General features: G+C 31.7%; 26 protein-coding genes. 12 read left to right on the top strand and 14 right to left on the bottom strand.

All coding sequences use genetic code 11. The features are described 5' to 3' along the window. Window positions 1-133: 133 nt before the first annotated feature. The 5 genes from ACE939_RS04435 to ACE939_RS04415 all read right to left on the bottom strand — a co-directional run bounded on the left by ACE939_RS04435 (window position 134) and on the right by ACE939_RS04415 (window position 7,164). Window positions 134-1,801 (bottom strand): S8 family serine peptidase, encoded by a 1,668-nt coding sequence (locus tag ACE939_RS04435; protein ID WP_378187579.1) that lies wholly within the window; start codon window positions 1,799-1,801, stop codon window positions 134-136. Window positions 1,802-1,870: 69 nt separating this feature from the next. After that, the gene (locus ACE939_RS04430) at window positions 1,871-2,050 is read right to left on the bottom strand and encodes a hypothetical protein (RefSeq protein WP_378187578.1); all 180 of its coding nucleotides are present in this window, start codon (window positions 2,048-2,050) and stop codon (window positions 1,871-1,873) included. A 170-nt stretch (window positions 2,051-2,220) separates the two neighbouring features. Beyond that, window positions 2,221-3,933: a helix-turn-helix domain-containing protein gene (locus ACE939_RS04425; RefSeq protein WP_378187577.1), complete on the bottom strand. Its 1,713-nt coding sequence runs from the start codon at window positions 3,931-3,933 to the stop codon at window positions 2,221-2,223. Continuing rightward, entirely contained in the window at window positions 3,930-4,796 is an 867-nt protein-coding gene (locus ACE939_RS04420; RefSeq protein WP_378187576.1) for a thiopeptide-type bacteriocin biosynthesis protein, read from the bottom strand. The genes ACE939_RS04425 and ACE939_RS04420 overlap by 4 nt, the downstream gene beginning before the upstream one ends. Window positions 4,797-4,887: 91 nt before the next feature. Further along, window positions 4,888-7,164 carry a lantibiotic dehydratase family protein gene (locus tag ACE939_RS04415; protein ID WP_378187575.1) on the bottom strand — a complete coding sequence of 759 codons (2,277 nt, stop codon included), beginning with the start codon at window positions 7,162-7,164 and terminating at the stop codon, window positions 4,888-4,890. Window positions 7,165-7,511: 347 nt separating this feature from the next. Here ACE939_RS04415 and ACE939_RS04410 point away from each other — a divergent pair, with 347 nt between their 5' ends. The 12 genes from ACE939_RS04410 to ACE939_RS04355 all read left to right on the top strand — a co-directional run bounded on the left by ACE939_RS04410 (window position 7,512) and on the right by ACE939_RS04355 (window position 18,693). Continuing rightward, window positions 7,512-9,674, top strand: coding sequence for a lantibiotic dehydratase family protein (locus ACE939_RS04410; RefSeq protein WP_378187574.1), 2,163 nt, complete (start codon window positions 7,512-7,514; stop codon window positions 9,672-9,674). 12 nt (window positions 9,675-9,686) lie between these two features. Next, window positions 9,687-10,577, top strand: a complete 891-nt coding sequence (locus ACE939_RS04405; protein ID WP_378187573.1) for a thiopeptide-type bacteriocin biosynthesis protein — start codon at window positions 9,687-9,689, stop codon at window positions 10,575-10,577. Between the two features lie 45 nt (window positions 10,578-10,622). After that, window positions 10,623-10,793, top strand: coding sequence for a class I lanthipeptide (locus ACE939_RS04400; protein WP_378187570.1), 171 nt, complete (start codon window positions 10,623-10,625; stop codon window positions 10,791-10,793). Between the two features lie 131 nt (window positions 10,794-10,924). Beyond that, window positions 10,925-11,092 (top strand): class I lanthipeptide, encoded by a 168-nt coding sequence (locus ACE939_RS04395; protein ID WP_378187572.1) that lies wholly within the window; start codon window positions 10,925-10,927, stop codon window positions 11,090-11,092. Window positions 11,093-11,225: 133 nt separating this feature from the next. After that, window positions 11,226-11,396, top strand: a complete 171-nt coding sequence (locus ACE939_RS04390; RefSeq protein ID WP_378187570.1) for a class I lanthipeptide — start codon at window positions 11,226-11,228, stop codon at window positions 11,394-11,396. Window positions 11,397-11,487: 91 nt separating this feature from the next. Continuing rightward, window positions 11,488-11,661 carry a class I lanthipeptide gene (locus ACE939_RS04385; protein ID WP_378187569.1) on the top strand — a complete coding sequence of 58 codons (174 nt, stop codon included), beginning with the start codon at window positions 11,488-11,490 and terminating at the stop codon, window positions 11,659-11,661. 23 nt (window positions 11,662-11,684) lie between these two features. Further along, window positions 11,685-11,858, top strand: coding sequence for a hypothetical protein (locus ACE939_RS04380; RefSeq protein WP_378187568.1), 174 nt, complete (start codon window positions 11,685-11,687; stop codon window positions 11,856-11,858). An 84-nt stretch (window positions 11,859-11,942) separates the two neighbouring features. Further along, window positions 11,943-12,128, top strand: a complete 186-nt coding sequence (locus ACE939_RS04375; protein ID WP_378187567.1) for a class I lanthipeptide — start codon at window positions 11,943-11,945, stop codon at window positions 12,126-12,128. Window positions 12,129-12,181: 53 nt separating this feature from the next. After that, window positions 12,182-13,384, top strand: a complete 1,203-nt coding sequence (locus ACE939_RS04370) for a lanthionine synthetase LanC family protein (RefSeq protein ID WP_378187565.1) — start codon at window positions 12,182-12,184, stop codon at window positions 13,382-13,384. Window positions 13,385-13,475: 91 nt separating this feature from the next. Next, on the top strand, window positions 13,476-15,071 hold the full coding sequence (locus ACE939_RS04365; protein WP_378187564.1) for a vitamin K epoxide reductase family protein: 1,596 nt from the start codon (window positions 13,476-13,478) through the stop codon (window positions 15,069-15,071). A gap of 39 nt (window positions 15,072-15,110) precedes the next feature. Further along, window positions 15,111-17,375: a peptidase domain-containing ABC transporter gene (locus ACE939_RS04360; RefSeq protein ID WP_378187563.1), complete on the top strand. Its 2,265-nt coding sequence runs from the start codon at window positions 15,111-15,113 to the stop codon at window positions 17,373-17,375. 13 nt (window positions 17,376-17,388) lie between these two features. Beyond that, complete coding sequence (locus ACE939_RS04355; protein WP_378187562.1) at window positions 17,389-18,693, top strand: HlyD family secretion protein; 1,305 nt, start codon at window positions 17,389-17,391, stop codon at window positions 18,691-18,693. Between the two features lie 462 nt (window positions 18,694-19,155). Here the strand turns inward: ACE939_RS04355 and ACE939_RS04350 are convergent, their stop codons facing one another. The 9 genes from ACE939_RS04350 to ACE939_RS04310 form a co-directional block, all read right to left on the bottom strand. Then, window positions 19,156-19,407 carry a hypothetical protein gene (locus ACE939_RS04350; protein WP_378187560.1) on the bottom strand — a complete coding sequence of 84 codons (252 nt, stop codon included), beginning with the start codon at window positions 19,405-19,407 and terminating at the stop codon, window positions 19,156-19,158. Between the two features lie 260 nt (window positions 19,408-19,667). Beyond that, window positions 19,668-19,901 (bottom strand): hypothetical protein, encoded by a 234-nt coding sequence (locus ACE939_RS04345; protein ID WP_378187559.1) that lies wholly within the window; start codon window positions 19,899-19,901, stop codon window positions 19,668-19,670. 276 nt (window positions 19,902-20,177) lie between these two features. Then, a complete protein-coding gene (locus ACE939_RS04340) occupies window positions 20,178-21,068 on the bottom strand; it encodes a dienelactone hydrolase family protein (RefSeq protein WP_378187557.1) in 891 nt (296 codons plus the stop codon). A 216-nt stretch (window positions 21,069-21,284) separates the two neighbouring features. Further along, window positions 21,285-22,145, bottom strand: coding sequence for an SH3 domain-containing protein (locus tag ACE939_RS04335; protein WP_378187556.1), 861 nt, complete (start codon window positions 22,143-22,145; stop codon window positions 21,285-21,287). A gap of 259 nt (window positions 22,146-22,404) precedes the next feature. Then, complete coding sequence (locus tag ACE939_RS04330) at window positions 22,405-22,956, bottom strand: GNAT family N-acetyltransferase (protein ID WP_378187555.1); 552 nt, start codon at window positions 22,954-22,956, stop codon at window positions 22,405-22,407. Between the two features lie 134 nt (window positions 22,957-23,090). Then, window positions 23,091-23,450: a CPBP family intramembrane glutamic endopeptidase gene (locus ACE939_RS04325; RefSeq protein ID WP_378187554.1), complete on the bottom strand. Its 360-nt coding sequence runs from the start codon at window positions 23,448-23,450 to the stop codon at window positions 23,091-23,093. 1,020 nt (window positions 23,451-24,470) lie between these two features. Continuing rightward, window positions 24,471-24,932, bottom strand: coding sequence for a hypothetical protein (locus tag ACE939_RS04320; protein ID WP_378187553.1), 462 nt, complete (start codon window positions 24,930-24,932; stop codon window positions 24,471-24,473). 405 nt (window positions 24,933-25,337) lie between these two features. Then, window positions 25,338-25,553 carry a GNAT family N-acetyltransferase gene (locus tag ACE939_RS04315; protein ID WP_378187552.1) on the bottom strand — a complete coding sequence of 72 codons (216 nt, stop codon included), beginning with the start codon at window positions 25,551-25,553 and terminating at the stop codon, window positions 25,338-25,340. Window positions 25,554-25,797: 244 nt separating this feature from the next. After that, on the bottom strand, window positions 25,798-26,448 hold the full coding sequence (locus ACE939_RS04310) for a hypothetical protein (protein WP_378187551.1): 651 nt from the start codon (window positions 26,446-26,448) through the stop codon (window positions 25,798-25,800). Window positions 26,449-26,503: the final 55 nt, after the last annotated feature.

Genomic DNA, 26,503 nt, shown 5'->3' with positions numbered 1-26,503 from the left:
AGAAGTTCTTCAACATACAACATTACCAATACTTTTATGGTACCTCCATTTTGAATTGACTCTTTTGTTTTCTATTGACTAAAAATCAATGGCTCGTAATCAATTTACTATTTAAAATGGTGTAGGTTCTTATTTATTTCTCAGCAATCTGCTGGGCCATACGCACAGCATTAAAAGCATTTACCACTTTACCTGATTTAGAAAGTTCTGCAAAAGGAATCATTTTTGGAGTGCCCTTGGTTTCATCATTGATTGCTATCTCAATTTCGTAAGAAGTCCCAGAGTTAAGAAGTATCTCTTTAACCTCGGCTACTGTTAATTCTGGGAAATAAGAAAATAACAAACCTGCTACCCCTGCTACCATTGGTGTAGCAAATGAGGTGCCACTTACTACGTCATATAAATCTTTTGTAACTGCTGTTGTGTATATATCTTCACCGGGTGCAAATAAATCTACATTAAGCTTACCGTAGCTACTATTTACAAATTTAAAGTGTGCGCTATCGAGCCGCTGTGAAATGGCGCCTACCTTTATAAAGTTATTAGTTTCGGGTAATTGATGATCATTTGGATAGTAAATATGGTCTGCGAGATCGATATTTTGATTATCATTACCAGCAGAGGTAACGATTAAAACTTCATTTTTGTTTGCATAGGCAATGGCATCATTAACCCATGTAGTATGCATGGAAAAATTTTTACCAGAACTCATATTAATAATTTTAGCTCCATTATCCACAGCATAGCGAATTGCTAAGGCAATATCTTTATCATGTTCGTCTCCATTGGATGAAATTGCCAAAGGCATTAATTTAAATTTCTTTGAGAAACCTCGAAATTTATTAGCATGCATCTTTGCCGCTAAGACACCCGCTACCAAGGTACCATGATAAAGGGAAGCAACATTATTGGAAACTTTTGAATTACCATAAAATGTGTCGGTAAGATCCTCTGGATTATCTCCTATAATGCCTCTATCATCAAAAGATAGGTTCAAATACTTATTCGTACTGTTGGCAAGAAATTCTAGTTGATCTAACATATCCTGCTCTTTTACCTCATACCGTATAGAGTTTGATAAGAGAGTAATCTGCTGATCCAGATCTGGTCGTGCTATTTTTAGGCTATCTAATCGCTCTAGCGTGATGCTATCTGCATTTATATAATTACCTATAAGAGTTTGAGCATTTTTATATGAAGCATAAATCGCATTGTATTGGACTGTATTTTCGGTTATTTCTTTAAGCTCAGCATCATAAGTTTGTTTTGCTTTTTGATACGTGCTAAAATCTTGTACATCAGTATCTGCAATATCCTCTATTTTTTTATTTTGAAATTTTGAAGCGTATTTTTTGAGTATGCGAGTATATTCATAATTCGTATAAAATGTATTTTCACCCGCTGTATTTCCAAGAAAATTCCATCCATGTATATCGTCGATATAACCATTGGTATCATCATCAATACCATTATCTGGGATCTCACCCTGATTTATCCAAATCTGATCTCTTAAAGTTGGATGTTGTATATCCACCTCGGTATCTAAAAGCGCAATGATTACAGTATTTGCTTTTTTATCCCGCAATAATTCAAGTGCTTTCTCTGTGCTTACACCAGGAATAGTGTCTCTAAGATAATCTTTATGTTGCCAGATATGTTGATCTTGCGGGGCAAGACTTTCTTTTTTAGATAAAATTTTGGAGATATGAGTCGTATACACTGGTAACTCTTTTGATACAGGTGCACAGCTCATTATAACAGTAGCAGTTAATAGAAATAAGATTGAGCGCTTATAATTCATTCTGAAAAAATTAATAGTCTCTATTCAAAAACTCAAATAGAGACTATGACTTTTAATTATTTTGGATTCTTATTTATCTCCTCCAAATATACATGGTAAACTTGATTTAACTATATTCTTATCTGTTTGAGTACCTATTACTTCTTCATCGTAAAGTAAATTTCCTCCGCGTATCGAAGATAAAGTGTCTAATTTTGCGATTTGAAATTTCTCAATACTTAACGATGTGTGGATGTTTGAATTCTTCATGTGATTATGTTTTTAAATGATATTTGTCAAATGTATTTAATTACCTCAAATTTACAAGCCTATTATATCTAGAGGTAGTCTGTTTTCAGGAATACAGGGTCAATTTAATAATTTGAAAAAGTGTAAAAACCTGTAAATCAATACATTTTACTTCACCCTCTTATCTCCCATTAATCTGATAGTTTATCTAAGTTCTTTATAAAATATGAAGGATAAATTCCAGTTTTCTTATGAAATGCCTTAGAAAAAGCCTCTGTTGTATTAAATCCTATCTCTGATGAAATTGCTTTTATAGTATACATTCTAAATTTTCTGTCTTCTTTCAACTTTTGTATCACATATTGAATTCTCAAATCATTTATATATACACTAAAGTTCTTATTTTTAAAATCATTAATCACTTTAGATAAGTATTTTGAATTTGTCCCAAATTGTTTTGCCAAAGATCCTACGGTTATGTTAGGTTTTAAATAGTTGGCAGCGTTTTCAAAATCTTTTAAATTATTCAAAATACTTTCTACTATAGTATCAGAAATATCAAGTGATTTGGTTTTAGATTTAGATTTTGGTTTAGAAATTGGTTTGGGTGTATCTGACAATTCTTGCGATGATGAATTTATGAGATCATCAAATCGCTTTTTTATTGTTTTTTGACGTTTGTAATAGTAAATTAAGCCGATAATACTAATACTTAAAAAGATGGAGGTCAAAAATATCCCATTTGAAAAAAATTTATTTTCATCCTTAAGATCAGCTATAATACTTTCCTTCTCTTTTAAAAGCCTAGGTGTATCATACTCCTGAGCAATTTTTTTACTTAAATAGCGGTAATTATCATTTAAAACACTATCGACTTTAAGCAATCGTTTTACGTACCGTAATTGATTTTCACTATCGCCTGTTTTTTTATAATAATTAATTAGATACTCGTATGATTCTCTTGCTTCTGGTATTATATCCTGAGTAATAGTAAATAAAGAATCTACTTTCTTAAAATATTGTATTGCTTTTACTGGTACTTTGTTCTTTGATAAAATTTTGCCATAATAATAGTAGGCAACTATAAGATTGGGGTTGTCAATGTCTTTTTTATATGATGTAATAACCTTAGAAACGCTATCTGAAGCTATCTCAATTAGTCCCATATCATACTTATTAATTCCTTCGTTTAAAATAAAATGATATAATTCATTTTTATTTTCGGATGCTAGAGACTCCTTTACTCCTAATTTATTGTAAAAAGAGGCCGAATCATGAATCCCTACCCTACGATAGCTATCTGCCAAGCTAAAGAGAGTCGTTATATAACTTGGATTGTCTTTGACTGCATAGTTTTCTTGACGTACAAACTTCCAATTATCTTTAAAGATTTTTAATGCTTCGGTATCCTCGCCTAGTCGGCTTTTTAAAACTCCAATATTTTGAATTATCAAATAGTTTAGTCTAGAAAATTTGCTCGAAAATTCTTTGGCTTTCAAATAATTGTCCAAAGCTTCCTGAAATTTTCTTTTATAGAAATAATAATTTGCTTTGTTTAAATAACTAATACATAAGTAACGATCATGCTTGAGTACTTGAGCAATACTAATCATTTGATCTGCATATTTGATCACTGATTTATTATTGTCGTTGATATATGACAATAATGTATATCCTTTAAGTATGTTAAGAGAATCTTTGGCTAATCTTGCTTTCTCTAACATAGCATGGGCATATAGAGATGATTTTTGACTATCTTTTATATTTTGAATAAAAGACAATTCTAATACTTCGTATGATTTGGATAACAACGAATCTACTACCTTGCCCTCCATATTCTGATCTTGTGAGAATAAATGAAGTATGCTCAAAGAAAATAAGGTGAGATAAATAATGTTTTTCATGCGATTTTGTAACTTTTTGCTTTATAATACTTATATAAAAGGTCATAACATACTAATTCGTAAAAACGTTGCTGCGATCTAAAAGCCCGGTTTACATGCATATGTATATAACTACTTAGTAATTCTTCTAACGAAACATCCATAGCATATGTTGTTTTTACAGTAATGACTTGCTGTATGATTCTTTGATTACAAAACTTTGGGTGAGATAAGATTGTTTTAAATATTTTGTAGTCAGAATCTTTTTTATCTATCGCATCATGTATTTTACTCCTAAGATTAGCATATTTCTTATCCAACTGTTTATTCAATTTTTTATCTGCTTCAAATTCCTTTTTAAACGCCAACATATTGGCTTTAGTAAAATCTATTTTTTGTACTAAATCAAGATTAAAATTTGTTAAAAACTGATCGATAGCACTCAGCACAAATAAAAAGTAGGATTCATCATTCTTAAAATGTTCTAAGGCGGACAATAATAGTTCACTACTATAGAAAAATATTGTCTCAGAATTTTCAATATTCTGGCAGCCATAGCGTTCTATCTCTCTATTATATGTGTCGGTCTGTATTTTATAAATACTGTGCTGTGCTAAATAGGGTTTCAAAGCTGCATTAATAGCATTAATGACAGCTCCTATATTTTCATCCTTTGTATCTATTAAATGAAAGCGTATACGTATATGATAATCTGGATCTTTGTATCGAATAAAAAACCAAGAATCAATAAGTTTATCTTTAAGAAGTTTGTGAACTAATGGCTTAATTGCATTGATAAGTAATAGATCTGAGGTACGTACTCCACAATATAGTTTATAATAAAGCCATTCATCTCCTATAATATGCGTTCTTTTTAACCCCATTGGATATTGTTTATCTTAGCTTGTTTTTTAATTTTGCCTTGTTGTTTAAATTCGCTAACTATAATATTGCTAAAAAGTAGAAAGTTATTATTTATTTATGAGCTTCAGCCGTTTTCGAATTTTGTTTCCTTAGTTTTTCTTCGTTAAAAAAAGAAAATATAATTTGATTTGCAAACGCTTCATTTCCTTTTTTAACAATTTGCTCTTTTGTAATTGATTTTCCATCTAAGGCAAATAAAAATTCTTCTAAAATCATGTGAGCTTTACGTTTGGTAGCATGTACTAACATTCCTACTGAGTTTTCATTTTCGAAATTAACAAGCAACGTATTATCTCCTTCGATCAATTGCACATATTGAGGCAGATTCTTGATAGCTCTCCATTGTTTTAGTTCTTCAAAATTTTGAGCATCATAATAAGATTTGAGAGTTGTAAAGTCCTCTTGATCCAATTTCCATCTCGCTTTTGAAAGTATAAAATCTTTATATACTACTCTTGGAAGATACGGTTGTTTCTCTAGCATTTCTCCCCACCTAAATCCTAATCCTGTTCGTAAATTTTGATACTGAAGATCACATAAAAATTGATAGATTGGTAATGCATTTGTGCTATAATTATGTGCATTTGTTAGAAAAGGCTTGACCTGTTTATTTAACGATTTGGATCGCAAGATTATCTGGTCTCCAACCACGGATATCATTAAATCATTAATAAGTATTTGCTTATGTGTTTCCAAATTTGACTTGGCTAGATACGGTAGTTCGTACGTTCTAAGTTTTGCTCTCCTAAGTATGTTGCCTGTTCTTGACTCTGGTAAATGTACTATCTCAACCAAAATTTTGTCACTATCGTATTGCTCTTCAAGGTCTGTTATTGCCTTTGTATACTTATAAATTTCAGAATTTCCTGTAGAGAATCTTCCTAATAAATTAGCTGCCGATGAACCTCCTAGCGATGCTAGATACATTGCAGGGCCCTCTTGGAGAGCAACTATTTCGGTGATTGCAGACATGGTATTAGGTAAATCATTCCAGTTTTCTTGAAACGTGGCGACATCACTATCAGTTAACGTAACTATTTTTGATGATTCCCTAGCTAAGGCTTGTAACTTTTGTTGTAAAATTTCATGAAATGGATGCCAAGCGATTTTATTTCCTTTTTGTCTTTTCAGCGGAATGTTTAGATCGTCCAAAATTGGTGTAGAATCCTTTGCATCTTGATATTGCAAATAGCCAACACCTAACTCGGTATCCAAGGCTATAGGAAGTGCAACTTCTTGGGTTTCGTATTTTTTTACAAAGGCATTTTTGAATTGAGTTAAAGCTGAATCTGAGTTATCTACAGTAATTTTGTTTAAAAACGGAAGGGCTCTTTTAAGTTTATAAGCCCAGCTTTTATGCAATTGATTGGAGGATGTATTTACATAAAGATCTGTCTGAAATAAAAATTTATGCTCAAATGGTCTTTTTGATTCTTTGAGAGAAGCTTGTAGCCGTTTATATACTTTGATAGTATTACCCAGTTTTGTATCTATCTTTGTAAGAAAAGATTGGTATGCTTTAATCTCTTCCAGAATTTCTTTACAACTATCTCGATGTGATAGCTTTTTTTGTAATTGTATTAAAAAATCCTCTCCCGTAACCGAAGGTTCTAATTCACTCACCAATATTTGATTCGCTATTAACAATTCTATAAAACCAATTGCGTCTTGGTATGTAATCTCTTTACTTACCAAAGAATTGGCTAGTGTCTTGACCTTTGCCCCTTTTTGAGCAAGTGTAATAACTTTTTCTAAAAAAGGTGTGTGCGTAATTGCTTCGATCGAATGTATTCGCCTATTTTTTTCATTATATGTATACTCGACATATCTATATTGCCCTGCTATTTGATAGATACTCGTGTTTGGATACCATACTAGTGAATCTCTTATATCTTCTTGTTTAGACAAACTCTGTGCAAAAGCAACCAAAAAATTCATGTCAAAATGAGTTACTCTCTCATGTTGACTGTCTGGCGCTAACTCGATAATCGTATTACTATCAAAATGACCTACACTACATCCTGCAAATAACCCAAAGGGGGTGCAACGAGAACTCATTCTAGTCACATACTTTAATAATGTAGTTGCTAGACGATCATTTTTATCAGATATCCTATCGGGAGTAGCTAACCACTTATCTAACTCTCTATATAAATCGGGCGAAGCTAAAAAAATAGCTTCTCTAATAATCTCATTTTCCCAAAGGGTTTTAAATTGAATTGGAGTTATTTTTTCTTGATTAACAAAAGCATGATAAAAGTTTAGCGATAAAATAGGTGTTCGAAGACAGTACTGATCAAAAAACGTGTATGGAATAATTGATTTCAAGAAATTATATCTTAAGAATGGCTGATTATAAAGTCATAAATATAGCACTTTAAAAATTATCCCCTAAAATTTGAAAAATACCCGCAAACTCCTTGTTATCAATATCTAAACTATATTATTTGAAATCTGAATTCCGTGAATTCCGTGCTTGTTTTCAGGAATCAAGACTTACCTAGCTTGTAATTAGCCTACAGCTGCTTCTATCTTTGAACAAATCAAAAACCATAGTACACATGATACGTACCATAGTTAACTTTTTGATTGCAGTTGTTGAGTACATCTTGAATTATTAAAAATAGTTTTTAACTCCTAAGCAATCCCAAGTATTAATATATAGAAATCGAAGCATGACATCGCCTTATTTACCAGCCAACGAATACATCTTGAGAACGCACAATCTTTCTTCAACAGAAGTAGCAGATTTGACGGTAGAGCGTATAAAGCAGCTTTGCTCAACTCCTATTGTTGCAGAAGCTATTTTCTTAGCTTCGCCAGATTTGTATCAAGAAATGAAAAAATTTCTTGATGGAAAAAAGATGAAAGATGAAGAACGATTACTACAATCACTCTTAAAATACTTATTACGAATGGGACATCGCTGTACTCCTTTTGGATTATTTAGTGGTTGTTCTTTGGGAACGATTGATACGCAGACAGCTATTGAATTGGAGCCTTCAAAAAATCACAAAAGATTTACACGTATTGACATGAGCTATATCTGTTCACTAGTTCAAAAATTAGAAGAGTCTCATGAGATAAGAAAAGAACTGAGTTACTATCCAAATACGAGTTTGTATCCAGTAGGAAGTAAATTAAGATATATAGAATATAAATATCACAATACCCAAAGACGACATTACACAATGTCTATAAGCAATTCGGAGTATATTGAATTATTATTACAAAAATCACAAAATGGAGCCTCTATAGAAACATTAGCTCAATTTTTGGTAGAACCAGAAATTTCTTTAGAAGACGCTACGGCCTTTGTACATGAACTTATAGATAATCAAATTTTGATAAGTTCAATTGCTCCATCGGTAACGGGAGAAAATTATCTGTCATTGTTAATTACTACAGTACCATCACAAGAGATAAAAGATAAGCTCATTGCGATCAACAACTTATTGTTAAAATTAGATAGTACTGGCTACGAGTCAAGTTTCGGTTATTATGATGAGCTTACAGCTTTATTAGATTCTTTTGGAATAGTATATAACAAAAAGTATCTTTTTCAGACAGATCTTTTAATCTCATCAAAAAAAAATACAATAGCTACTAGCGTTGCCAAAGATATTCAATCAGGTGTTCGGCTACTCAATAAATTAGTTCCGTATACCGAGGATGAGAAACTTACAGAATTTAAAAAACGTTTTTATGCAAAATTCGAAGATGAAAAAATTCCGCTTTCATTAGCTTTGGACGTAGAAACAGGAGTAGGCTATGGATTTCTAAAAGAAGACGACTATGATGTATCGCCACTTTTAAATGATCTTAATTTATCCTTGTCTTCTAATAAACAGTATCATAAAAAAATTAAATGGACGCCAACCGATGAGTTTTTAAACTCAAAATTAATTGCATTGGGTACTCAGGCATTAGAACTTGTATTGACCGATCAAGATCTTGAAAAGTTTGAAGAAAATTGGGAAAACCTACCACCATCCTTTACCGCCATCGTACACCTATTAAATAATGAATCAGAACACCCATTAATTAATATGTCTCATGTAGGAGGTCCCTCTGCAACCTATCTACTTGGTAGATTTACTCAAGCAGATCAAGATATTGATCGCTTATTAAAAAAGATAACGGAGCAAGAGAAAGCGAATAATGATAAACTACTTGCCGAAATCGCCCATCTACCAGAAAACAGAATCGGAAATATTTTAAATAGAAATCATTTGCGCGAGTATGAGATACCATATTTAACAAAAAGTACACTTCCAAAAAATCAACAAATTACTATTGATGATATCTTGGTGTCCCTAGAGTACAATCGTATTGTTCTGACTTCAAAAAAATATGGTAAAGAAATTTTACCTAAGATGGCTACAGCCCATAATTTCTCTTATAATTCACTTCCGATTTATCAATTCTTATGCGATATACAAACACAAAATTTGAGAGAAAATTTAGGTTTTGATTGGGGCAACGCTGCTATAGGTCGTAATTTTTTACCCCGATTACGCTACAAAAATATTGTACTATCGTTAGCTACATGGACATTGCAAAGAGAAGAAATAGAACAATTACTAATACAAAAGGATATAACAGCATGGCGAAGAGAAAAGAATATGCCACAAAGGATAATGCTCAAAGATGCTGATAACGAATTATTAATCGACTTGGATCATTCGTTAAGTATTAAAACATTTTTCTCATTAATTAAGCAACGCAGTCAAGTAACACTTGTAGAGTATCTATTTGACGAACAAAATGCATCGGTAACCAGAGACGGAGAAGCATTTTGCAACGAACTATTCTTCTCATTTATAAAACAAAATTAATACATAAATAATATGTCTAAAACACAACGGTATTTTTTTATAGGAAGTGAATGGCTGTATTATAAAGTATACATGGGTTCAAGGATATCTGATATTTTTTTAACCTCAACACTTACACCAGTAGCAAACCAATTAGTACAATCAAATATAATCGAAAAATGGTTTTTTATAAATTATAAAGATCCTGAGCGACATGCGCGCTTTAGGTTTAAGATAAATGATCCCAAAAATTTAACCTATGTGATTGAATTACTTCATAGCATAATTGAACCTTATATTAAAGCTAAAACCATTAATAAAATTGTCGTAGATACCTATAAAAGAGAACTTGAGCGCTATGGACCAGAAACTATCGAAGAATCAGAATCTATATTCTTTCAAAATAGCAAATTAATTAGTTACGTCATAGCACGCGTTCAAAATGATAACGAGCGATGGTTATGGGGTATGAAAACGATCGATACTTTTTTAGATGCTTGGAATTTGGATGTGATCCAAAAGAAAAATATCTCTGAGAATCTTAAAAAAAGTTTTGATGAAGAGATGGGAGCGACAACAGAAATTAATAGGCAGTTATCGCTAAAATTTAGAAATAACAGAAGCAATATCAATGCAATTATGGGGCAACCTGTAGACGAAGAGTTCGATACTGTTCTACAACACTATAAAAAAGACACTCAAAAAGTTGTTGCAAAAATCATAGCCAACAGAAAGGAATCAGATACTAACTTAACAGTAATTGACCTTCTTAATAGCTACATCCACATGCATTGTAATAGACTATTCAAATCTAATCATCGCTTAAATGAATGGGTACTGTATAATTATTTATATCAATACTATCGAAGCAAAGCTGCACAAATGGAAAACAAAAAAGAAAAAATATTGACAAGACAGGAGTAAGCCGAAAATCCTTTCAAAGAGTAGGCAAAATTTAATTTTTTAACAATGAATAAATTACAGTTAAACAAAGAAACCATTTCTCAAATGGACAGAAATGAAATGGCAAGTATCAACGGTGGATTGAAAATTTGCCTAGTGAGTTGCGCTAACGGAACTAGAAAGAAAAAAGCTTGTTGTGATGGAGACCCACACGGACTTGAAATCAGCATTTACTAAAAAGTGCTAGAAAAATTGCTAGCAATTAACTTAAAATAGCTAGTAAAAGCTCTAATTAGTAAAGTCCATTTAAAATGGAATACACAAATTTCCAATAACCGAGTATAGACATACTCAATTAAAAATGAAGAATGAATAAATTACGGTTAAACAAAGAAACCATTTCACAAATGGAAAGAAATGAAATGGCTAGTATAAATGGTGGACTAAAACTATGTCTAAAGAGCTGTAAGAATGGTTCCCGCAAAGGAAAACCTTGTTGCCCTAGTTATCCTATTACGCTTGTAGTGGATTACTAAATTTATCAGAGACTTTCACCAGCAATCGTCTTAAAATTGGCTGGCAAAAGCTCTAATTAGTAGAATCCATTTAAAATGGAAAAAACAAATTTATAATAACCGAGTATATACATACTCAATTAAAAACAAAGTAATGAATAAATTACAATTAAACAAAGAAACCATTTCGCAAATGGATAGAAATGAAATGGCAAGTATCAATGGTGGATTAAAAATTTGCCTAGTTAGTTGTGCTAACGGAACTAGAAAGAAAAAAGCTTGTTGTGATGGAGACCCACACGGTCTTGAAATCAGCATTTACTAAATATTTTCATCTAACCGGTATCTCTAATGAGTTACCGGTTGATTTTAAATCTAATTCGAACGGACTTTTCAAAGTCATAAAATTTCAACTCATGAACAAATTAAAATTAAACAAAGAAACCATTTCACAAATGGATAAAAATGAAATGATACTAACTAACGGCGGGGCTTTTTTGAGCATTTGTTTAAAAAGTTGTCCAAATGGAACTAGAAAGCTAAAAGCTTGTTGTATGACCGATGAGTATGATGATTATACAATTGCCTAACTCACAATATTTATAAAAGAAACATGAATAAACTCAAGATAAATAAGCAAACTATTTCTCAAATGGAAAACCATGAAATGAATAGTACCATAGGAGGGATAGATGTATGTGTTCGTAGCTGCGCTAATGGAACCAGAAGAGGTAAAAGATGCTGTGATGGCAAACCTGTAATCATTGACGTAAGTATTGTGTTTTAATTGAAAAAGTAGGTGTCTCAACAATACTTTTTAAGGTATTTGACACCTACTTTTAAAGTATAACAAACTAATTATTAAAAGTATATGAAAAAACTAATCCTTAATAAAGAAACCATTTCAAAAATGGATACGATCGAAATGGCAAGTGTAAATGGAGGTTTATTAGGAATCTGTCTCAAGAGTTGTAAAAATGGTTCTCGAAGAGGTAAATCCTGTTGTGATGATGATTCTCTCGATGGAGATTATGATGATGATACAATTTATGTTTAATAATACAGAGACCTTATCCTTGCTTAAAATACTATAAACCAATCCCACTAACAATGTTTGAACCCAGTTTAAAAAAAATAGAAACCATCCTTTTTGAATCAGCAAAGGCAATGAATATTCCAACCCTACATGATGACTTAGGAGTTTTAATTTTTGAGGCGACACTATACCGTTATTCTAAAGAAGAAATCTATAAACAAAAAGCGCTCGAACTCTTTAATACCCTAATAAAAGTGTTTGGAGATCGTGAGTTGGGTTCTGGATTTCTTGAAGGGTTTGAAGGAATATTTTATACTGTCCAATATTTACAAACATGTAAAATTATTGAAGATGAAAGTTCGCTTGAAGGTTTAGAGGACTATCTGATACAATCCTTACAGATTGATTTTAAAACTAATAATTTTGATCCTATACATGGCAGTATTGGTAAACTTCATTACTACATAAATTCTAAAACACAATCTTCAGAAAAAGTCAATGATCTTATTCATCAATTTTTGACTTCACTTTATGAAAATAGAGAAGAAACAGAACAAGGTATTTATTGGTATGATGAAAATGAAGAAACTAAAGGATTAATTAATTTAGGATTAGCACATGGGTTACCTGGTATACTTGCGTTCCTAATTCGCCTAAAAGAATTGAAATACGAACACCAATTATTAGATATTTTAATCGATGGAATTATTAAAAGTCTTTTCAATTTTAAAAATAACATCTCGCGAATAAGTAATTTCCCTGATTACCACACAGTCGATATTAATCAACGCAACTTAAACAGTCGTTTAGGTTGGTGTTATGGAGATTTAGGGATTACAAACACTTTATTATATGCTACAAAGATCCTACAAAGAGAAGACTTAAAAGAAAAGACTTATAAGCTCCTAAGAACGATCATACCAAGACGTATTGGCAATTCTGGTTTGGATCATTTTGAAGACTATTCATTTTTAGATACTGGTTTTTGCCATGGTTTAAGTGGGATAGCTTTTATGATGCAAAAAATCAACCACAAAGTTGATAGTCCAATTATAGAAAAACGTATTGATTTTTGGAAAAAAGAATTACTCAAAAACCTTAACACACAGCTAGCATTAGAAGGAGATATTTACTTACCCTGGTATCGTCAAGACAAAGAGAAAACCTACACCCTAGACAAAGCTTCTATATTAAATGGATTGTGTGGTACAGGACTAGTCTTACTATCCTTGCACTATAACACATTTGATTGGAGTGAAATATTTCTTCTCTATTAAATAAAATCCGATTACACGCCAGGTTAAAACCTTGAATTTATAGAGTATTCAGTAAAATCTCAGCTAATCTAAAGTGAAATAAAATATAGTTATGAATCATAAACACAATCTTTTAGAGTCTATACTGGCATACGCTAAGAAACAAAATATAGTCTTAGATATAGAATCTTTTAGTTTTAGATTAGTAAGCCATCCTAGCTATCCTAATCTACTTTCTGTGATTGAAACTCTAGAATACTTTCAAATACCGCATGCGGTCTATAATGTAGCTTTTGATGAGATTGATCAAACACCTGATAGCTTCTTAGCTTTTTTAAAGACTAAACATAGAACACAAGATTTACACTTAGTAGAAAGAAAAAACGGACAAATTTTTATAGATTCTCAAAAAGTTCCATTAGAATACCTTAAGATACGCTGGAAAAATATTGTACTACTATTTGAACCAGTTGAAAAATCTAAATTGTATAGTAAAGTTTCTAGAACCAAGAAAAATTTATTTGCACTCTTACTTTTAAGTGCTCTATCCTTCATCTTATTGCAAGCTAATGTTATAAAAAGCATTTTTTCTCTGTTATCTATAGTAGGTTTTATCGTTTCAATTTTGTCACTTAAATCCCTCTTTCAATTTACTATATCGAACCTTGATAAATTTTGTAAAAAAACAAATCAAAACAATTGCGACTCGGTTATCAATTCAAAAAAATGGAAGCTGTTTAAGTATGTTAATTTTTCAGACATTAGCTTTCTTTTCTTCCTTTCACAAATCATATCATACCTACTTATGAATATTGCTAGCTACGAGCAAGACTATTTTTTTATACAAAAAGTGGTGCTTTTAGCTAGTATGCTATTTGTAATTACATCACTCTTGTATCAAAAATTTGCAGAAAAAAAATGGTGTCCTCTTTGCTTAGTAATTAGCAGTGTCTTGATTTTACAAATGACACTTCTCTTTTACTCTTCAAATAATAGTATTACGATAAGTTTAGAACCCCTATTGTTGTATGCCTTTATTCAAGCAATATTAGTATTTGGTTGGTATATCCTAAAAGACATTTTAAAGCAGGTACATAAACTTAAAACGAGTACCATCGAAAGTACAAGGATTATTCGCAATTACACATTGTTCAAAAACACATTGATAGAACAACCTAAATATGATTTTAGTATTTTCACGATAAGTAGTAGTGCTATCACCCGATCTCAATTAGTCATTACAGTAATTACCAATCCCTTTTGTGATTTTTGCAAAAAAGCACACAGCAGCCTTCAAAAAATAGTACAGCGATATGGCGATCAAATAGCATACAACACTATTCTTAATGTAGACATTCTTGATGAATATGATAATGATAAATTAATTTGTCAAAATATGATGGCAATGCAATTACAAGGTGACATTAATGAATTTAACAAGGCACTACACACTTGGTTCACGAATGAAAATGAATCACAATGGCTTGCTTCCTACTCTATTAATTTTGATAAACAAAAGGTCGATAAAACATTTATACAACAAAAACAATGGTGTATAAAAAATCAAATTGATTTTACTCCAGGTCTATTTATTAATGGGTATTTCTATCCAAAAATATATGCGATAGATCATTTGGATTATTTTATTCAAGATTTACTCAGTGATACCGAAATTATAAAAAACTCCTACGAATTATCTGCATCTTAATTGCTAAAAGATGTTGCTAATCGTATAAAAATATAAGCTTTGAAAAACTTTCCATTTTACAAACAACCCGGCGCAAAAGATTGTGGTCCTACATGTTTACGAATAATTAGTAAGCATTACGGTAAAGTCATACCTCTACAAACGATACGAAATTTAAGTCAAACCACTAGAACAGGAAGTTCATTTTTGGGATTGGCAGAGGGAGCCGAAAACTTAGGGTTCAAATCTGTAGGTGTTAAAACAGACTTTGAAACTTTTAAAGAAGATGTACCGTTACCATGTATTGTACATTGGAACAAATACCACTTTGTTGTAGTGTATAAAATCAAAAACGATACTGTTTACGTGTCAGATCCATCGTATGGCCTTATCGAGTATAGCAAAGAAGAATTTATAAAATCTTGGATAGGAAATAATGCCGATGAAAAAACTCAAGAAGGACTCACCCTACTCTTGGATACTACTCCAAAATTTTACACTACAGACTGGGAAAAAGTTGATGGTAGATCGGGTTTCTCTTTTCTATCACGCTATCTTTTTAAATATAAAAAACTAATAGGTCAACTTATAATTGGACTGCTTGCTGGTAGTTTATTGCAACTACTCTTCCCTTTCTTAACGCAAAGCATCGTAGATATTGGAATTCAAAATCAAGATATTAATTTTATATACTTAATACTAGGGGCTCAAATAATGCTATTTATTGGACAGATTAGTATTGAAGCTATTCGAGGCTGGATATTGTTGCATCTTAGTACTAGGATCAATATTTCCCTAGTTTCTGATTTTTTTATTAAACTCATGAACCTTCCGATTTCCTATTTTGATACTAGAATGACTGGTGATCTTATGCAACGCATCAATGATCATCAAAGGATTGAAAAATTGTTAACCAATTCTTCCCTCAATACTCTATTCTCCTTTTTCAATATTATTGTTTTCAGCGCTGTTTTAATCTATTACAATCTTAAGATATTCGGGATTTTTGCAGTTGGAAGCGCTTTAATGATCGGTTGGATTTTCTTTTTTATGAAAAGAAGAAAAGAATTGGACTACAAGCGATTCTCTCAAATGAGTGATGAACAAAGTAAAACAATCGAACTGATCGAGGGAATGCAGGAAATTAAACTACACAATGCAGAAAAGCAAAAACGCTGGGGGTGGGAATTCATTCAAATACGTTTGTTCAAAGTTGCGACGCAAGGACTAACCCTTGAGCAAATGCAAACTATTGGATCCTCATCAATCAATCAGTTTAAGAACATTCTTATTACCTTCTTCTCTGCCTCCTTGGTACTTAGTGGTGATATTTCTTTGGGGATGATGTTATCAATTCAATACATCATAGGCCAATTAAATAGTCCTATCTCGCAACTGCTACAATTCATACAAGAAACACAAGATGCAAAAATAAGTTTGGAACGTTTAAAAGAAGTACACGATCAATTAGACGAAGAAAAGCTTGCTGATGCCAAAGTACACGATATATCAAAAGATAGCGATATCATTATAGAGAACTTAACCTTTAAATACATTGGGGCAGAAAACCCCGTAATCGAAAACTTGGATCTACTAATTCCGAGAAATAAAACAACAGCTATTGTAGGTGCTTCTGGAAGCGGAAAAACTACTTTGATGAAAATGCTAATGCGTTTTTATAAACCTAACAAAGGTCTTATAAAATTGGGAGAGCAAAATTTTGAAAATATCTCGCAAAAAGCATGGAGAGCTAGTTGCGGAGTTGTTATGCAAGATGGATATATATTTAATGATACGATAGCAAACAATATTGCTTTGGGAGAAAGTACCATTGATAAAGATAAACTTGCTAATGCAGTTCAAGTTGCAAATATAAGACCCTTTATAGAATCCTTGCCCTTAAGCTACAATACCGAGATTGGTAATGAAGGTGTAGGCATTAGTGGTGGAGAAAAACAACGATTACTTATTGCCAGAGCTGTTTATAAAAATCCAGACTTCATTTTTTTTGATGAGGCTACTAGCGCACTCGATGCTAATAATGAGAAAATAATTATGCAAAACTTAAATACTTTTTTTAAAGGTAGAACCGCTGTGGTAATAGCGCATCGTCTAAGTACAGTTAAAAATGCTGACCAAATTTTGGTAATGGATAAAGGACGAATTGTCGAAAAAGGAACTCATGACCACTTAATAGCCCTTGGAGGTGCTTATTACGAACTAGTAAAGAATCAACTCGAATTAGAACGGTTAAAAGCAACGAATAAAAACGGTGCGCTTATCAAGCATTTAGAAAACCAAGCAGTAGTTCTTGATAAAAAATAAATAGAATAGCCTTATGACTGACAAAGAAAAAAAATCATTAGAACATCTCGAATTACGCTCAGAAGAAGTTGAAGAAATATTGAGTAACCCGCCAAGCTGGATGACACGCTGGGGTATTACAGTTATCTTTTTTGTAATACTCTTGATTATAGGTGCAAGTTGTCTCGTATCGTATCCTGATATCATCACTTCCAAAATAATGGTTACTACAGAGATTCCTGTAGAAAAAATTGAAGCCAAATCAAATGGGAGAATTGTAAAGTTTTTGATCGAAGACCAACAACAAGTTACCCATGGACAAATTTTAGCAGTTATAGAAAATACTGCAAATTTTGATCATGTTTTAAAACTAAAAAGTATTATTGATACATTACATGCAGACTATGACAATTTTAAATTTCCCATTATTAAAACCGAACACCTATCGTTAGGTGAATTAGAACAAGATTATGCTTTGTTCGAAAAATCATATTCTGATTATCTACTCAATAAAAACCTACAACCCTATGCTATTGAAAGTTTATCGGGTAAACAAACCTTATCAGAATTAAATAGTAGAGTACGCGTATTAGAAGTACAGAGAGAGCTTGAAAAACGAGAGATCGAAGTTCGCAAAAAAGACTTTGCACGCTCTCGTATTTTGTACGATAAAGGAGTAATTAGTAAAGTTGAATATGAGAATAAAGAGCTTGAGTTCCTGCAAGCTCGGCGTAACTATGAGAATACAAAGATCAATATGTCTCAAATAAAGGAATCCAAAAACAATACGCAAAAAGGCATCCAAGGGTCTAACATAACCAAAATTCAAAATGAAACGAAATTTTTAAAAGATGTAATATCCTCCTATAAGCAGTTAAAACGATCTATCAAAGTATGGGAACAAAACTATCTATTGATAGCGTCGATAGATGGCAAAGTAAGCTTTCAGAAATTTTGGGGTGAAAATCAATTTGTAAGTGCTGGCGATGATGTACTTACCATATTACCTTCTCGCTCTTCATTAGTTGGAAAGATTATTACCACGGCCGTAAACACAGGAAAGATAGAACCTAATCAAAATGTTTTAATTAAGCTAGAAAACTATCCATATCAAGAATTTGGAATGGTTGAAGGTAAAGTTATCAGTATGTCATTATCCCCCGATAATGATGGTAATTACTATATCGAAGTTGATATTCCACAAAATTTGGAAACAACTTATGGCAAAAATCTTGCTTTTAATAGAGAAATGAGAGGTACCGCTGGAATCGTTACCGAAGATCTAAAAATTATTGAAAGAGTCTTTTATCAGTTTAGAAATATTTTTAAGTACAATTAATAAACGAATATTAAAAATCACTTATAAACTGTTCCTTCTAAGATAATGTTTCCATATACTAGAAGTTCAGTATACTTAATTTTCAGAGATTTTTGTAGTTGTTTTTAATTGCTAATGCTAAAAAATCGTCGGAACGTTATAATGTATTTATATACTATTTTGGTGTAACTATGAATTATTTATAATGCGTAAAACATCTAATTTTTGCTATTTTGTTGAATCTACTACTTGTAGGAATCTATGGGAAAGGCCAATCTAAGAATAATTAAACTTTTTAAGGGGTTTGTTGTTTTCTAACATTCAAAAATTGAACTATAAACATCTTGATTAATTGGGTAGACTCGGCTTGCCTTTTATGAAAAATATAGTTTAACATAGCTTTTACGTATTACTAAGTATTGTAATTCTCTTAACTTTAAACTTATTATGCATAATAGGCGTTATTGCAATAAGTATAAATCATTACGCTATCTTTACACCGATATTCAAAAGTCGCTGCTTTAATGCTTTCATAGTTCCTTTGTACTCCCAATACATGACTCTACCATGAGATGAATTCACTAAGATATAGCGTTCACTAATGGATTGAATTCGCTCGAGAGCTATAATTTTATTCATAAAATCTGATTCGTTAAAGGTCTCTTCTATTTCCTTATTTTTGGTATCGTACCCGTGGACAATACTCCCTAGTTTCACTTCTATTTCTACAAACATGCTACCCTATTTAATGATTAAGCTTTTTAAACTACTATGTGCTAAGCACCAAAAGTCGTTTTATTCATTTTTATGATTTTTCATTTGTTCTTCTCCTACTTACCTTCCATATTTCGTTACATCTAATTCTGCTGCATATTTTTTATATGTCAACACCAAACAGCCAATTAGATAAAAATCAATACTATTACTATACGTCCATTACTCCGTAGTTTTTTCAATGTAGCTTGCGTGATTTTTTATGATATACCAATTACCTTTTATTTTTTTTCTAAAGTATAACTAACCGTAAGTCTATTAAAATAAGGCTTTCCATTTCTTTCTGGCTCTTGGCATAGAAATTCTGTGGTAGCCGCACCAATACGAATGCCTATATTTGTGCTTTGTATTTTGGTTCTTACTGTCCAGTTGGGCACTTTAAACCATTCTTCATGAAATTTCTTAAATCCATCTACCGAGTATACGGTTTCACAAATGGGTTGAATTAATTTCATAGTACCTTTAGGTGACAGTATAGATTTTAAAACAGATAAATCTTTATTGGCAACGGCATCAAGATGCTTTACCAATACTGATTTGAATAAGGCTTCGTGTTTTATATCCCCTTCTTGCTCAACTTAACAAGAATTGATAATAAATAACAGCACAATACTAATCATTGATTTGCAAAATAAAACTTGTTTTATAATTATTATGTTGACTGTATTATGGTACGTTTTACTAACGGTTACTTAAACACCTAGGAATATTTTTTTGCAATAAACATAAACCTAGTTAGCAAGTTGTTTAGTGAAAAACTCCATTGTTCGCTTCCACGACAATTGGGCCGCCGCTTCATCATATCTGGGTGTCGTATTATTATGGAATCCATGATTTACATCGGGATACATAAACGCCTCGTACTTTTTATTATGTTTTTTGAGTCCTTCTTCGTACGCAGGCCAGCCTTCATTGACTCTTTTATCTAAGCCTGCATTATGAATCATAAGGGGTGCATTAATTTTTGAAATATCATCCTGAGCAGGTTGACCTCCATAATAAGGCACTGCAGCTGATAGTGTTGGTACTTTGACTGCCATCATATTTGATATCCAACCACCAAAACAAAACCCTACAACCCCTACTTTACCCGTACAAGCTTCATGCGATTTTAAATAATCATATGCTGCAATAAAATCCTCAAGCATTTTACCTCTGTCCAATTTTCTTTGTAGTACCCTGCCCTCATCGTCATTACCAGGATAGCCCCCAAGAGGTGTCAAAGCATCAGGTGCTAAGGTAATAAATCCTTCTAAAGCTGCTCTTCTAGCTACATCTTCAATATAAGGATTAAGACCTCGATTTTCGTGAACAACTATAATACCTGGCAATTTATGCTTTTCTTTTTTAGGTTTTGACAAAAGACCGCGTATCTCTCCTCCTCCTTTTGAGGATTGATACGTGATAAACTCTGAGTCCAAACGCTGATCGTCCTGTGGTACAACAATACTATCGATATAATTAGGCATGATAAAACTAAGCAGTGATGGCACGGTTATACCCCCTACTGCATACAGCGATAATTTTTTAATAAATTGTCTTCTCTCAAGTTTATTATGGGCATATGCATCATACAGATCAAATACCTCGGGATTGATGTCCTTTTTTTTCAATTTTTTCATAGACTAAATTTAATTAATTCTTGTGTAATTTGAGATATATGAGGGTAACTTTTTGAAAATGACTTACTCACAAAAAAACAATAACTTTATGATGTTTTAATAACGTAATTCTATTGTACACCTATCTAAATCGCAAACTATCCAAAAAATGAAAAACCTAATTAGTCCTAGCACTAGCGATCTGCTGTATTAACCCATGCCGTGTTCGCATGGATTTTAGCAGCCCATAGGAATTTTAAACTGAATAATTTTTTCAGTAATCTTATTATTTTTATCAGTCAGAATAATTTTTAGGAATATGCTACTTATGGATACTCCGCTTGGACAGTCGTTCACTTCTTTAATACTTTTTGACACGTGCAACCAGCCTTCTCCACAATACGTGTCTATTTCATTTTTGAGCTCATCAATATTTACAGGATCAAACTTAACCCTATCCTTTTCAGAATATTTATATGTTTTGAATGAGTTTTTGACTTTATCATAAGGTAATTTTTTCCATCCAGAATAAAAATGTTTCCACTCTGTAAGATCGCAATGAGGACCTTCGTTCATTATAGTAATACTATTTTCATGGCGTTGAAACACTTCTATTTTCTTATAATTCTTAGTTATAATTTTTAGAAATTTATCTTCTGGAGTTCCAGATAAATCCATGCTAATTTTGGCAGTATCTTTTTGCTTTTGTGTTAAAACCTTGGAGTAATCCATAATTCGCATATGATCTAACGCTACGATAACATCATTAAACTTTATTTCTATACGTTTTTTCAGTACCTGATCTGTCAAAAAACCACTAAAAACATATCCCTGTACTGAAGTCCCCTCTATAAGTCCTGAAATCTTGAACCACTCACCGCTAACCTTTTTACCGGCGTCAATTATTGAAAATTCAATTTCAGTCTTTTCTAAAACTTCAACTTTCTCTGCGTATTTATATTTACCTATTCGCTTTGACTTTTTATTAGGTTCTTCTCTAACGATTAAACCATTATCAGCTTTAACATAGCGTATTTCTTGTCCGTAGAAAGCGTAGGGTAACAAGAATACAAGTAGGATTAAAATTGTTTTTTTCATCAAATATTTTTAACGCATTTGTCAATAGTTGGTGCTATGTATTAAAGTACTAATTTAATAAATACCAACTGAATAGAATATCCACTAGGATCTTACAAGTAGACTCGAACCTGTTATTTTTATTCCTCATAGGTGGCTAGCAAGTCTCAATACTTCTAGTACTACAGGTTTAAAATCAAATTAAAAAGTGTAAAGAATTAGACTATTACATCTATCTACCCAACACAGAGTCGTTTTTTTACCTCAGTTTTTTATTGTATTACTTTTTCTCTTTCGACACCTCTTTTACCATTCGGTACATACCTTTATAATTCTCTAACATTAAGTTTGCATCTAACTTAAAACTACTAACTATACTAAACCCCATTTTTTCATAAAACTTAATAGCGCTGTCCTGAGTATCCATAGCTTCCAACCAAAAATATGAATAATCCATTTTGCCAAATTCGGTCTCAATCCAATTAAAAATTCTTTTTCCAAAACCCTTTCCATGAATTGAAGGGTGAAGATAAATCCTATGTATTTTGATGCCTAAACCATTTTCTATAGTGTTTATCGGCTCATTCAGCAGAATTCGCAAAATTCCAATATTTATATTATTACTCACCACAAAATAATATCTAGAATTTTGATTTTGAAGTTCGTTTTTAAGATTATCTTTTGAGTATAATTCATTCAAATATGATTCACCTTTATCTAACCATAAATGTTTATACACAGGTGGATATATTTCGAACATCAGTTCGTACAACTTTTTACTGTCACTTAAATTTATTTCTTTTAATATTATGTCCGATGATATGTGATTCATATGATTATTAAATACTTAAGTTTAAGGTCCTAATCTATATAATTAGGATTTTGAAATAGTCTGGTCCTTATAGTACCATTAATTTAGTTTAATTAATTTTACATGATATGTATGTATCATAATACCACAATTGGTTACCAGTATGATAATTTATCATTTTTTGCAGCAATCAATAAACCTGGTTCTATAAGCGCTGTAATCATAAAATGAGCAACTATGCATGGTGCCAAGCTGTTATTGGATACTGAATATACGATGGCCAAGGTAAAACCCAATATCGATGTAGAAATAAAAGCATTTACTCCGGCCTTTATGTTTTTTACTCCCCATATAAGATGAATTATTCCAAAAGCTAAACCAGATACTATGACCTGTAGTATAATTGAGAATTCATGTGAATCAAGATAATCCATAATCCACTTTCTATAAATTATTTCTTCCATTATCCCAGCAAAAACTGCTGCAAGAATTGCAAGTACTTTTAGCGAATTCATTCTGAACATATAGTATTTTACCTCTGCTATTTTTGCCGCACTAAAACAATACAAAATAACTATCAGTAAAGCTAAAACCCAACTCAAAATAGTCCCGCTATTACTTCTTGCAAATCCTAGATATGAAATAAATCCAGTGGGGTTAGACAAATAATTAATTAGGACAAATGAACCCCACAAAAAGATCATAGATAGTAAAATAATATAAACTGACTTATTTTTCATAAAATTATACTTATAGTTGGATTTAATAATCAAGATAAATATTATTATCCTTAAAAATGCTCACACTAGTTTATAGTATTTATGATCTTTAGTATTGGATACCATTAAGTATATGTATCTTCTCTGGGCAAATTGTTACCCTACTTTTCGATTTATTTTTTTGTATGAGCTACTAACTTTTACTTTTTGCAAGCTTCGAATATTTCCAAAAATAACAATTAAGCGGGTTCGTCGCTTTGCTAATATGATCACGTATATGTGTTATAAGCATGGCTTTTTGAACCACAATAGATAAATCATACCTAAAATTAATCGAATTAATCTATCAATATTGCTTAGATTATGAGAGTTTAGGCCGCCAAGAAAACATTTTCTCAACTACTACATTATGAGTTTCTTTGTTTATAGACAAGCCTACATCTCAAAATCTACCAGAACCAAACTATTACGATCTAATTTCGGTCTACTAAAGGATCATCGTACCATGGTAACCGATATCCGTAAAAATGTGTTTAAAAAAACTCTTTAAATTTTTCCTCTTTTATAGAATTCCATTCATATTTGATACTACTTAAGTATACCTCATTTTTACTTTTTCCAGTGGAGTCAACATAATTATTCCTAAAAAGTCCTTCTTTTTTCGCTTCTAACTTTTGGATTGCTTTTTGAGATCTTATATTCTCTTCGTCTGTATCAAATTAAATTCTTCTCAAACCTATAGATTCAAACCCGAAGTTCAGCAACTCGAATTTGCAAGCTAGTGTTATCCATAGAATTCGGTGTTATAATCGTTTTTTATTCAAAAACCAGTGTTAATTCTCCATTTTCAGGGGTGGAATTCCACTTTTTGCAAAGTCGATCAAATTCCGATTTCATTCTTTTTATATCTGTTAAGTTCATATTCGGAACTTTGACTCTATCGGTAGTTTTAGCTTCCCAATGTATTAATTCAATGAATTGCTCAATTTTGATGGCTCCAGAACCCATAGATTGAAGATTTCTTGCCATAATTTCGGATAACCAAGTCTCAGAACCCAGATTTTGGATTATTTCTTTGTCTGATAATTCTTCTACAGTCATACCAGATTTAATCTTACCGTAAAATCCATTTTCCAATTTGAACTCTTTTTCAACTACATAGTGAGCAATATCGTGGTGCGGTATATCTGGCCCAAGATTCACACTTGTTAGTGTTTCATCGTTTCTTTTACAAATTAAGGTGTTTCTGTTCTTACCTTTTGTGATTATTATTTCCATTTTTCAAATTGTATAGAACTGTTCGGCTATGGCTTATACGGGGTTACAAAACAATGAACTTTCATTTTAATCACAAGTCAAAAATTTCGTATTTTATTTTTATCCTATCATTCTCAAAGTCAAATCAACAGTTCTACAGTATAGGTTAATAGCAAAGAGTTTCAAAAAATTTTCTAATCGCCCTTTTGCTTTCTATAATGTTGTACGCTGCCTTTTATTAATCTTTACAAAGAAACACTACTTTTTTTCATTTGTACTCTCTGAATTGCACCATTTAAGTTTTTTCGCTACCGCTTTGGGGACCGTTTCTTTTTGATAATTTTTGAATCCAAATTTAGAATAAAAGTCCCGTAGATTTTTAAAAGTAAGGCACCAAACAGTAGATTCTTTGCAAGGATTTTTGTCTCATAGATTTTTCACAATATTTTCAGCAACTCCCAAACCTCTGAAATCGGGAAACGTGTAGATTCCTCCAAGCTCGATATTTTTATTATCAATCTTTACTAATCTTCCAAGTCCTGCATTTTTATTTTTCACTTTAGCAATAACAATATATTCGTTATCAAAATTAGATTTAATAAAATCAATTTCAGCATACTTTGAGCACCCATTCGATATCATATTTGTCAGCCTATATTATCGTTATTGTTTTCATATTTTTCAGCTGTTTGTTAAGAGACGCGGTATACACTACATTAATTTCAATCTTTGTCACTTGTTGTTGCGTTCTAAGATTCTTTTCATCGAAAAACCAAAAATTACACTTCTATACAATACTTCACAAATACCATTACTAATATTATGCCTTGTCACTCGATTTCACTTTACTCAAACGAATGCTAGAGCTTTTTATCTTAGTTTAATGTTAGCTATCATAATTTATTTTTTGTAAATAAAGTTCAAGGTTATCAAAAACCTCAGCTGGATAATCATGATGCATAGCACAATCATCCTTATTTAATTTCTTTTTGTCTTTATCGGTAAGAGAATACTTACGGTCAACACTATTGAAATCAGAGTTATAATATGTCGTGATCCTTTCATAAGCAACTCCATCAGTACAGCTACTGTTCAAGAAATTTGTATTTCTTTGAAACGCAAAAGTTTTCATGTTTTTGTCAAAATAATGTAGATATTCAATATCCCAATGTCCACTTTGACTTGTGGGAACTTCGCCAATTAGCACAATGCTTCCGTTTTCGTTTCTCCAAATATTATATGAAGTTTCTATAGTTTCTGGCAAATTTTCATTAAGTACTCTTGTCAATTTTTCTTTGTTTGGCTCTTTGACTAAAATTTCTATCGTTAGTTTGTTTTGTACGCGCAGTGTATCAATAAGTATTTTTTGACCTTTTAGTCTCTCCATCCTATCAGGTTCTGGAAGTAATTCGGTTGAACGATTGATTTTATCGTCTTCCAAATCAGTCTGCAAATCACTCGTTATCTTTTTCGTTTTACCGTTTTGTTGACAAGCAATAACTATAAGTAGTATCAATATATATTGTAAGCTTCTCATTTTAATAAGTCTTAACTATTTTCCTTTTTTTACTAATCTTAAATTTTTCAGTTAT

This window comes from Aquimarina rhodophyticola (genome assembly GCF_042434915.1).
In the GTDB taxonomy this organism is placed as follows: domain Bacteria; phylum Bacteroidota; class Bacteroidia; order Flavobacteriales; family Flavobacteriaceae; genus Aquimarina.
The sequence above is the reverse complement of the archived record's forward strand: the minus strand, read 5'-3'. Positions and strand labels throughout refer to the sequence as shown.

Coding starts and splice junctions, on each gene's coding strand:
- ACE939_RS04385 (WP_378187569.1), top strand. CDS start 11,488: ATGAACAAATTAAAATTAAACAAAGAAACCATTTCACAAATGGATAAA.
- ACE939_RS04340 (WP_378187557.1), bottom strand. CDS start 21,068: ATGAAAAAATTGAAAAAAAAGGACATCAATCCCGAGGTATTTGATCTG.
- ACE939_RS04425 (WP_378187577.1), bottom strand. CDS start 3,933: ATGAAAAACATTATTTATCTCACCTTATTTTCTTTGAGCATACTTCAT.
- ACE939_RS04435 (WP_378187579.1), bottom strand. CDS start 1,801: ATGAATTATAAGCGCTCAATCTTATTTCTATTAACTGCTACTGTTATA.
- ACE939_RS04420 (WP_378187576.1), bottom strand. CDS start 4,796: ATGGGGTTAAAAAGAACGCATATTATAGGAGATGAATGGCTTTATTAT.
- ACE939_RS04355 (WP_378187562.1), top strand. CDS start 17,389: ATGACTGACAAAGAAAAAAAATCATTAGAACATCTCGAATTACGCTCA.
- ACE939_RS04380 (WP_378187568.1), top strand. CDS start 11,685: ATGAATAAACTCAAGATAAATAAGCAAACTATTTCTCAAATGGAAAAC.
- ACE939_RS04395 (WP_378187572.1), top strand. CDS start 10,925: ATGAATAAATTACGGTTAAACAAAGAAACCATTTCACAAATGGAAAGA.
- ACE939_RS04310 (WP_378187551.1), bottom strand. CDS start 26,448: ATGAGAAGCTTACAATATATATTGATACTACTTATAGTTATTGCTTGT.
- ACE939_RS04335 (WP_378187556.1), bottom strand. CDS start 22,145: ATGAAAAAAACAATTTTAATCCTACTTGTATTCTTGTTACCCTACGCT.
- ACE939_RS04315 (WP_378187552.1), bottom strand. CDS start 25,553: ATGATATCGAATGGGTGCTCAAAGTATGCTGAAATTGATTTTATTAAA.
- ACE939_RS04370 (WP_378187565.1), top strand. CDS start 12,182: ATGTTTGAACCCAGTTTAAAAAAAATAGAAACCATCCTTTTTGAATCA.
- ACE939_RS04325 (WP_378187554.1), bottom strand. CDS start 23,450: ATGAATTCGCTAAAAGTACTTGCAATTCTTGCAGCAGTTTTTGCTGGG.
- ACE939_RS04330 (WP_378187555.1), bottom strand. CDS start 22,956: ATGAATCACATATCATCGGACATAATATTAAAAGAAATAAATTTAAGT.
- ACE939_RS04410 (WP_378187574.1), top strand. CDS start 7,512: ATGACATCGCCTTATTTACCAGCCAACGAATACATCTTGAGAACGCAC.
- ACE939_RS04345 (WP_378187559.1), bottom strand. CDS start 19,901: ATGAAATTAATTCAACCCATTTGTGAAACCGTATACTCGGTAGATGGA.
- ACE939_RS04375 (WP_378187567.1), top strand. CDS start 11,943: ATGAAAAAACTAATCCTTAATAAAGAAACCATTTCAAAAATGGATACG.
- ACE939_RS04320 (WP_378187553.1), bottom strand. CDS start 24,932: ATGGAAATAATAATCACAAAAGGTAAGAACAGAAACACCTTAATTTGT.
- ACE939_RS04405 (WP_378187573.1), top strand. CDS start 9,687: ATGTCTAAAACACAACGGTATTTTTTTATAGGAAGTGAATGGCTGTAT.
- ACE939_RS04430 (WP_378187578.1), bottom strand. CDS start 2,050: ATGAAGAATTCAAACATCCACACATCGTTAAGTATTGAGAAATTTCAA.
- ACE939_RS04365 (WP_378187564.1), top strand. CDS start 13,476: ATGAATCATAAACACAATCTTTTAGAGTCTATACTGGCATACGCTAAG.
- ACE939_RS04390 (WP_378187570.1), top strand. CDS start 11,226: ATGAATAAATTACAATTAAACAAAGAAACCATTTCGCAAATGGATAGA.
- ACE939_RS04400 (WP_378187570.1), top strand. CDS start 10,623: ATGAATAAATTACAGTTAAACAAAGAAACCATTTCTCAAATGGACAGA.
- ACE939_RS04350 (WP_378187560.1), bottom strand. CDS start 19,407: ATGTTTGTAGAAATAGAAGTGAAACTAGGGAGTATTGTCCACGGGTAC.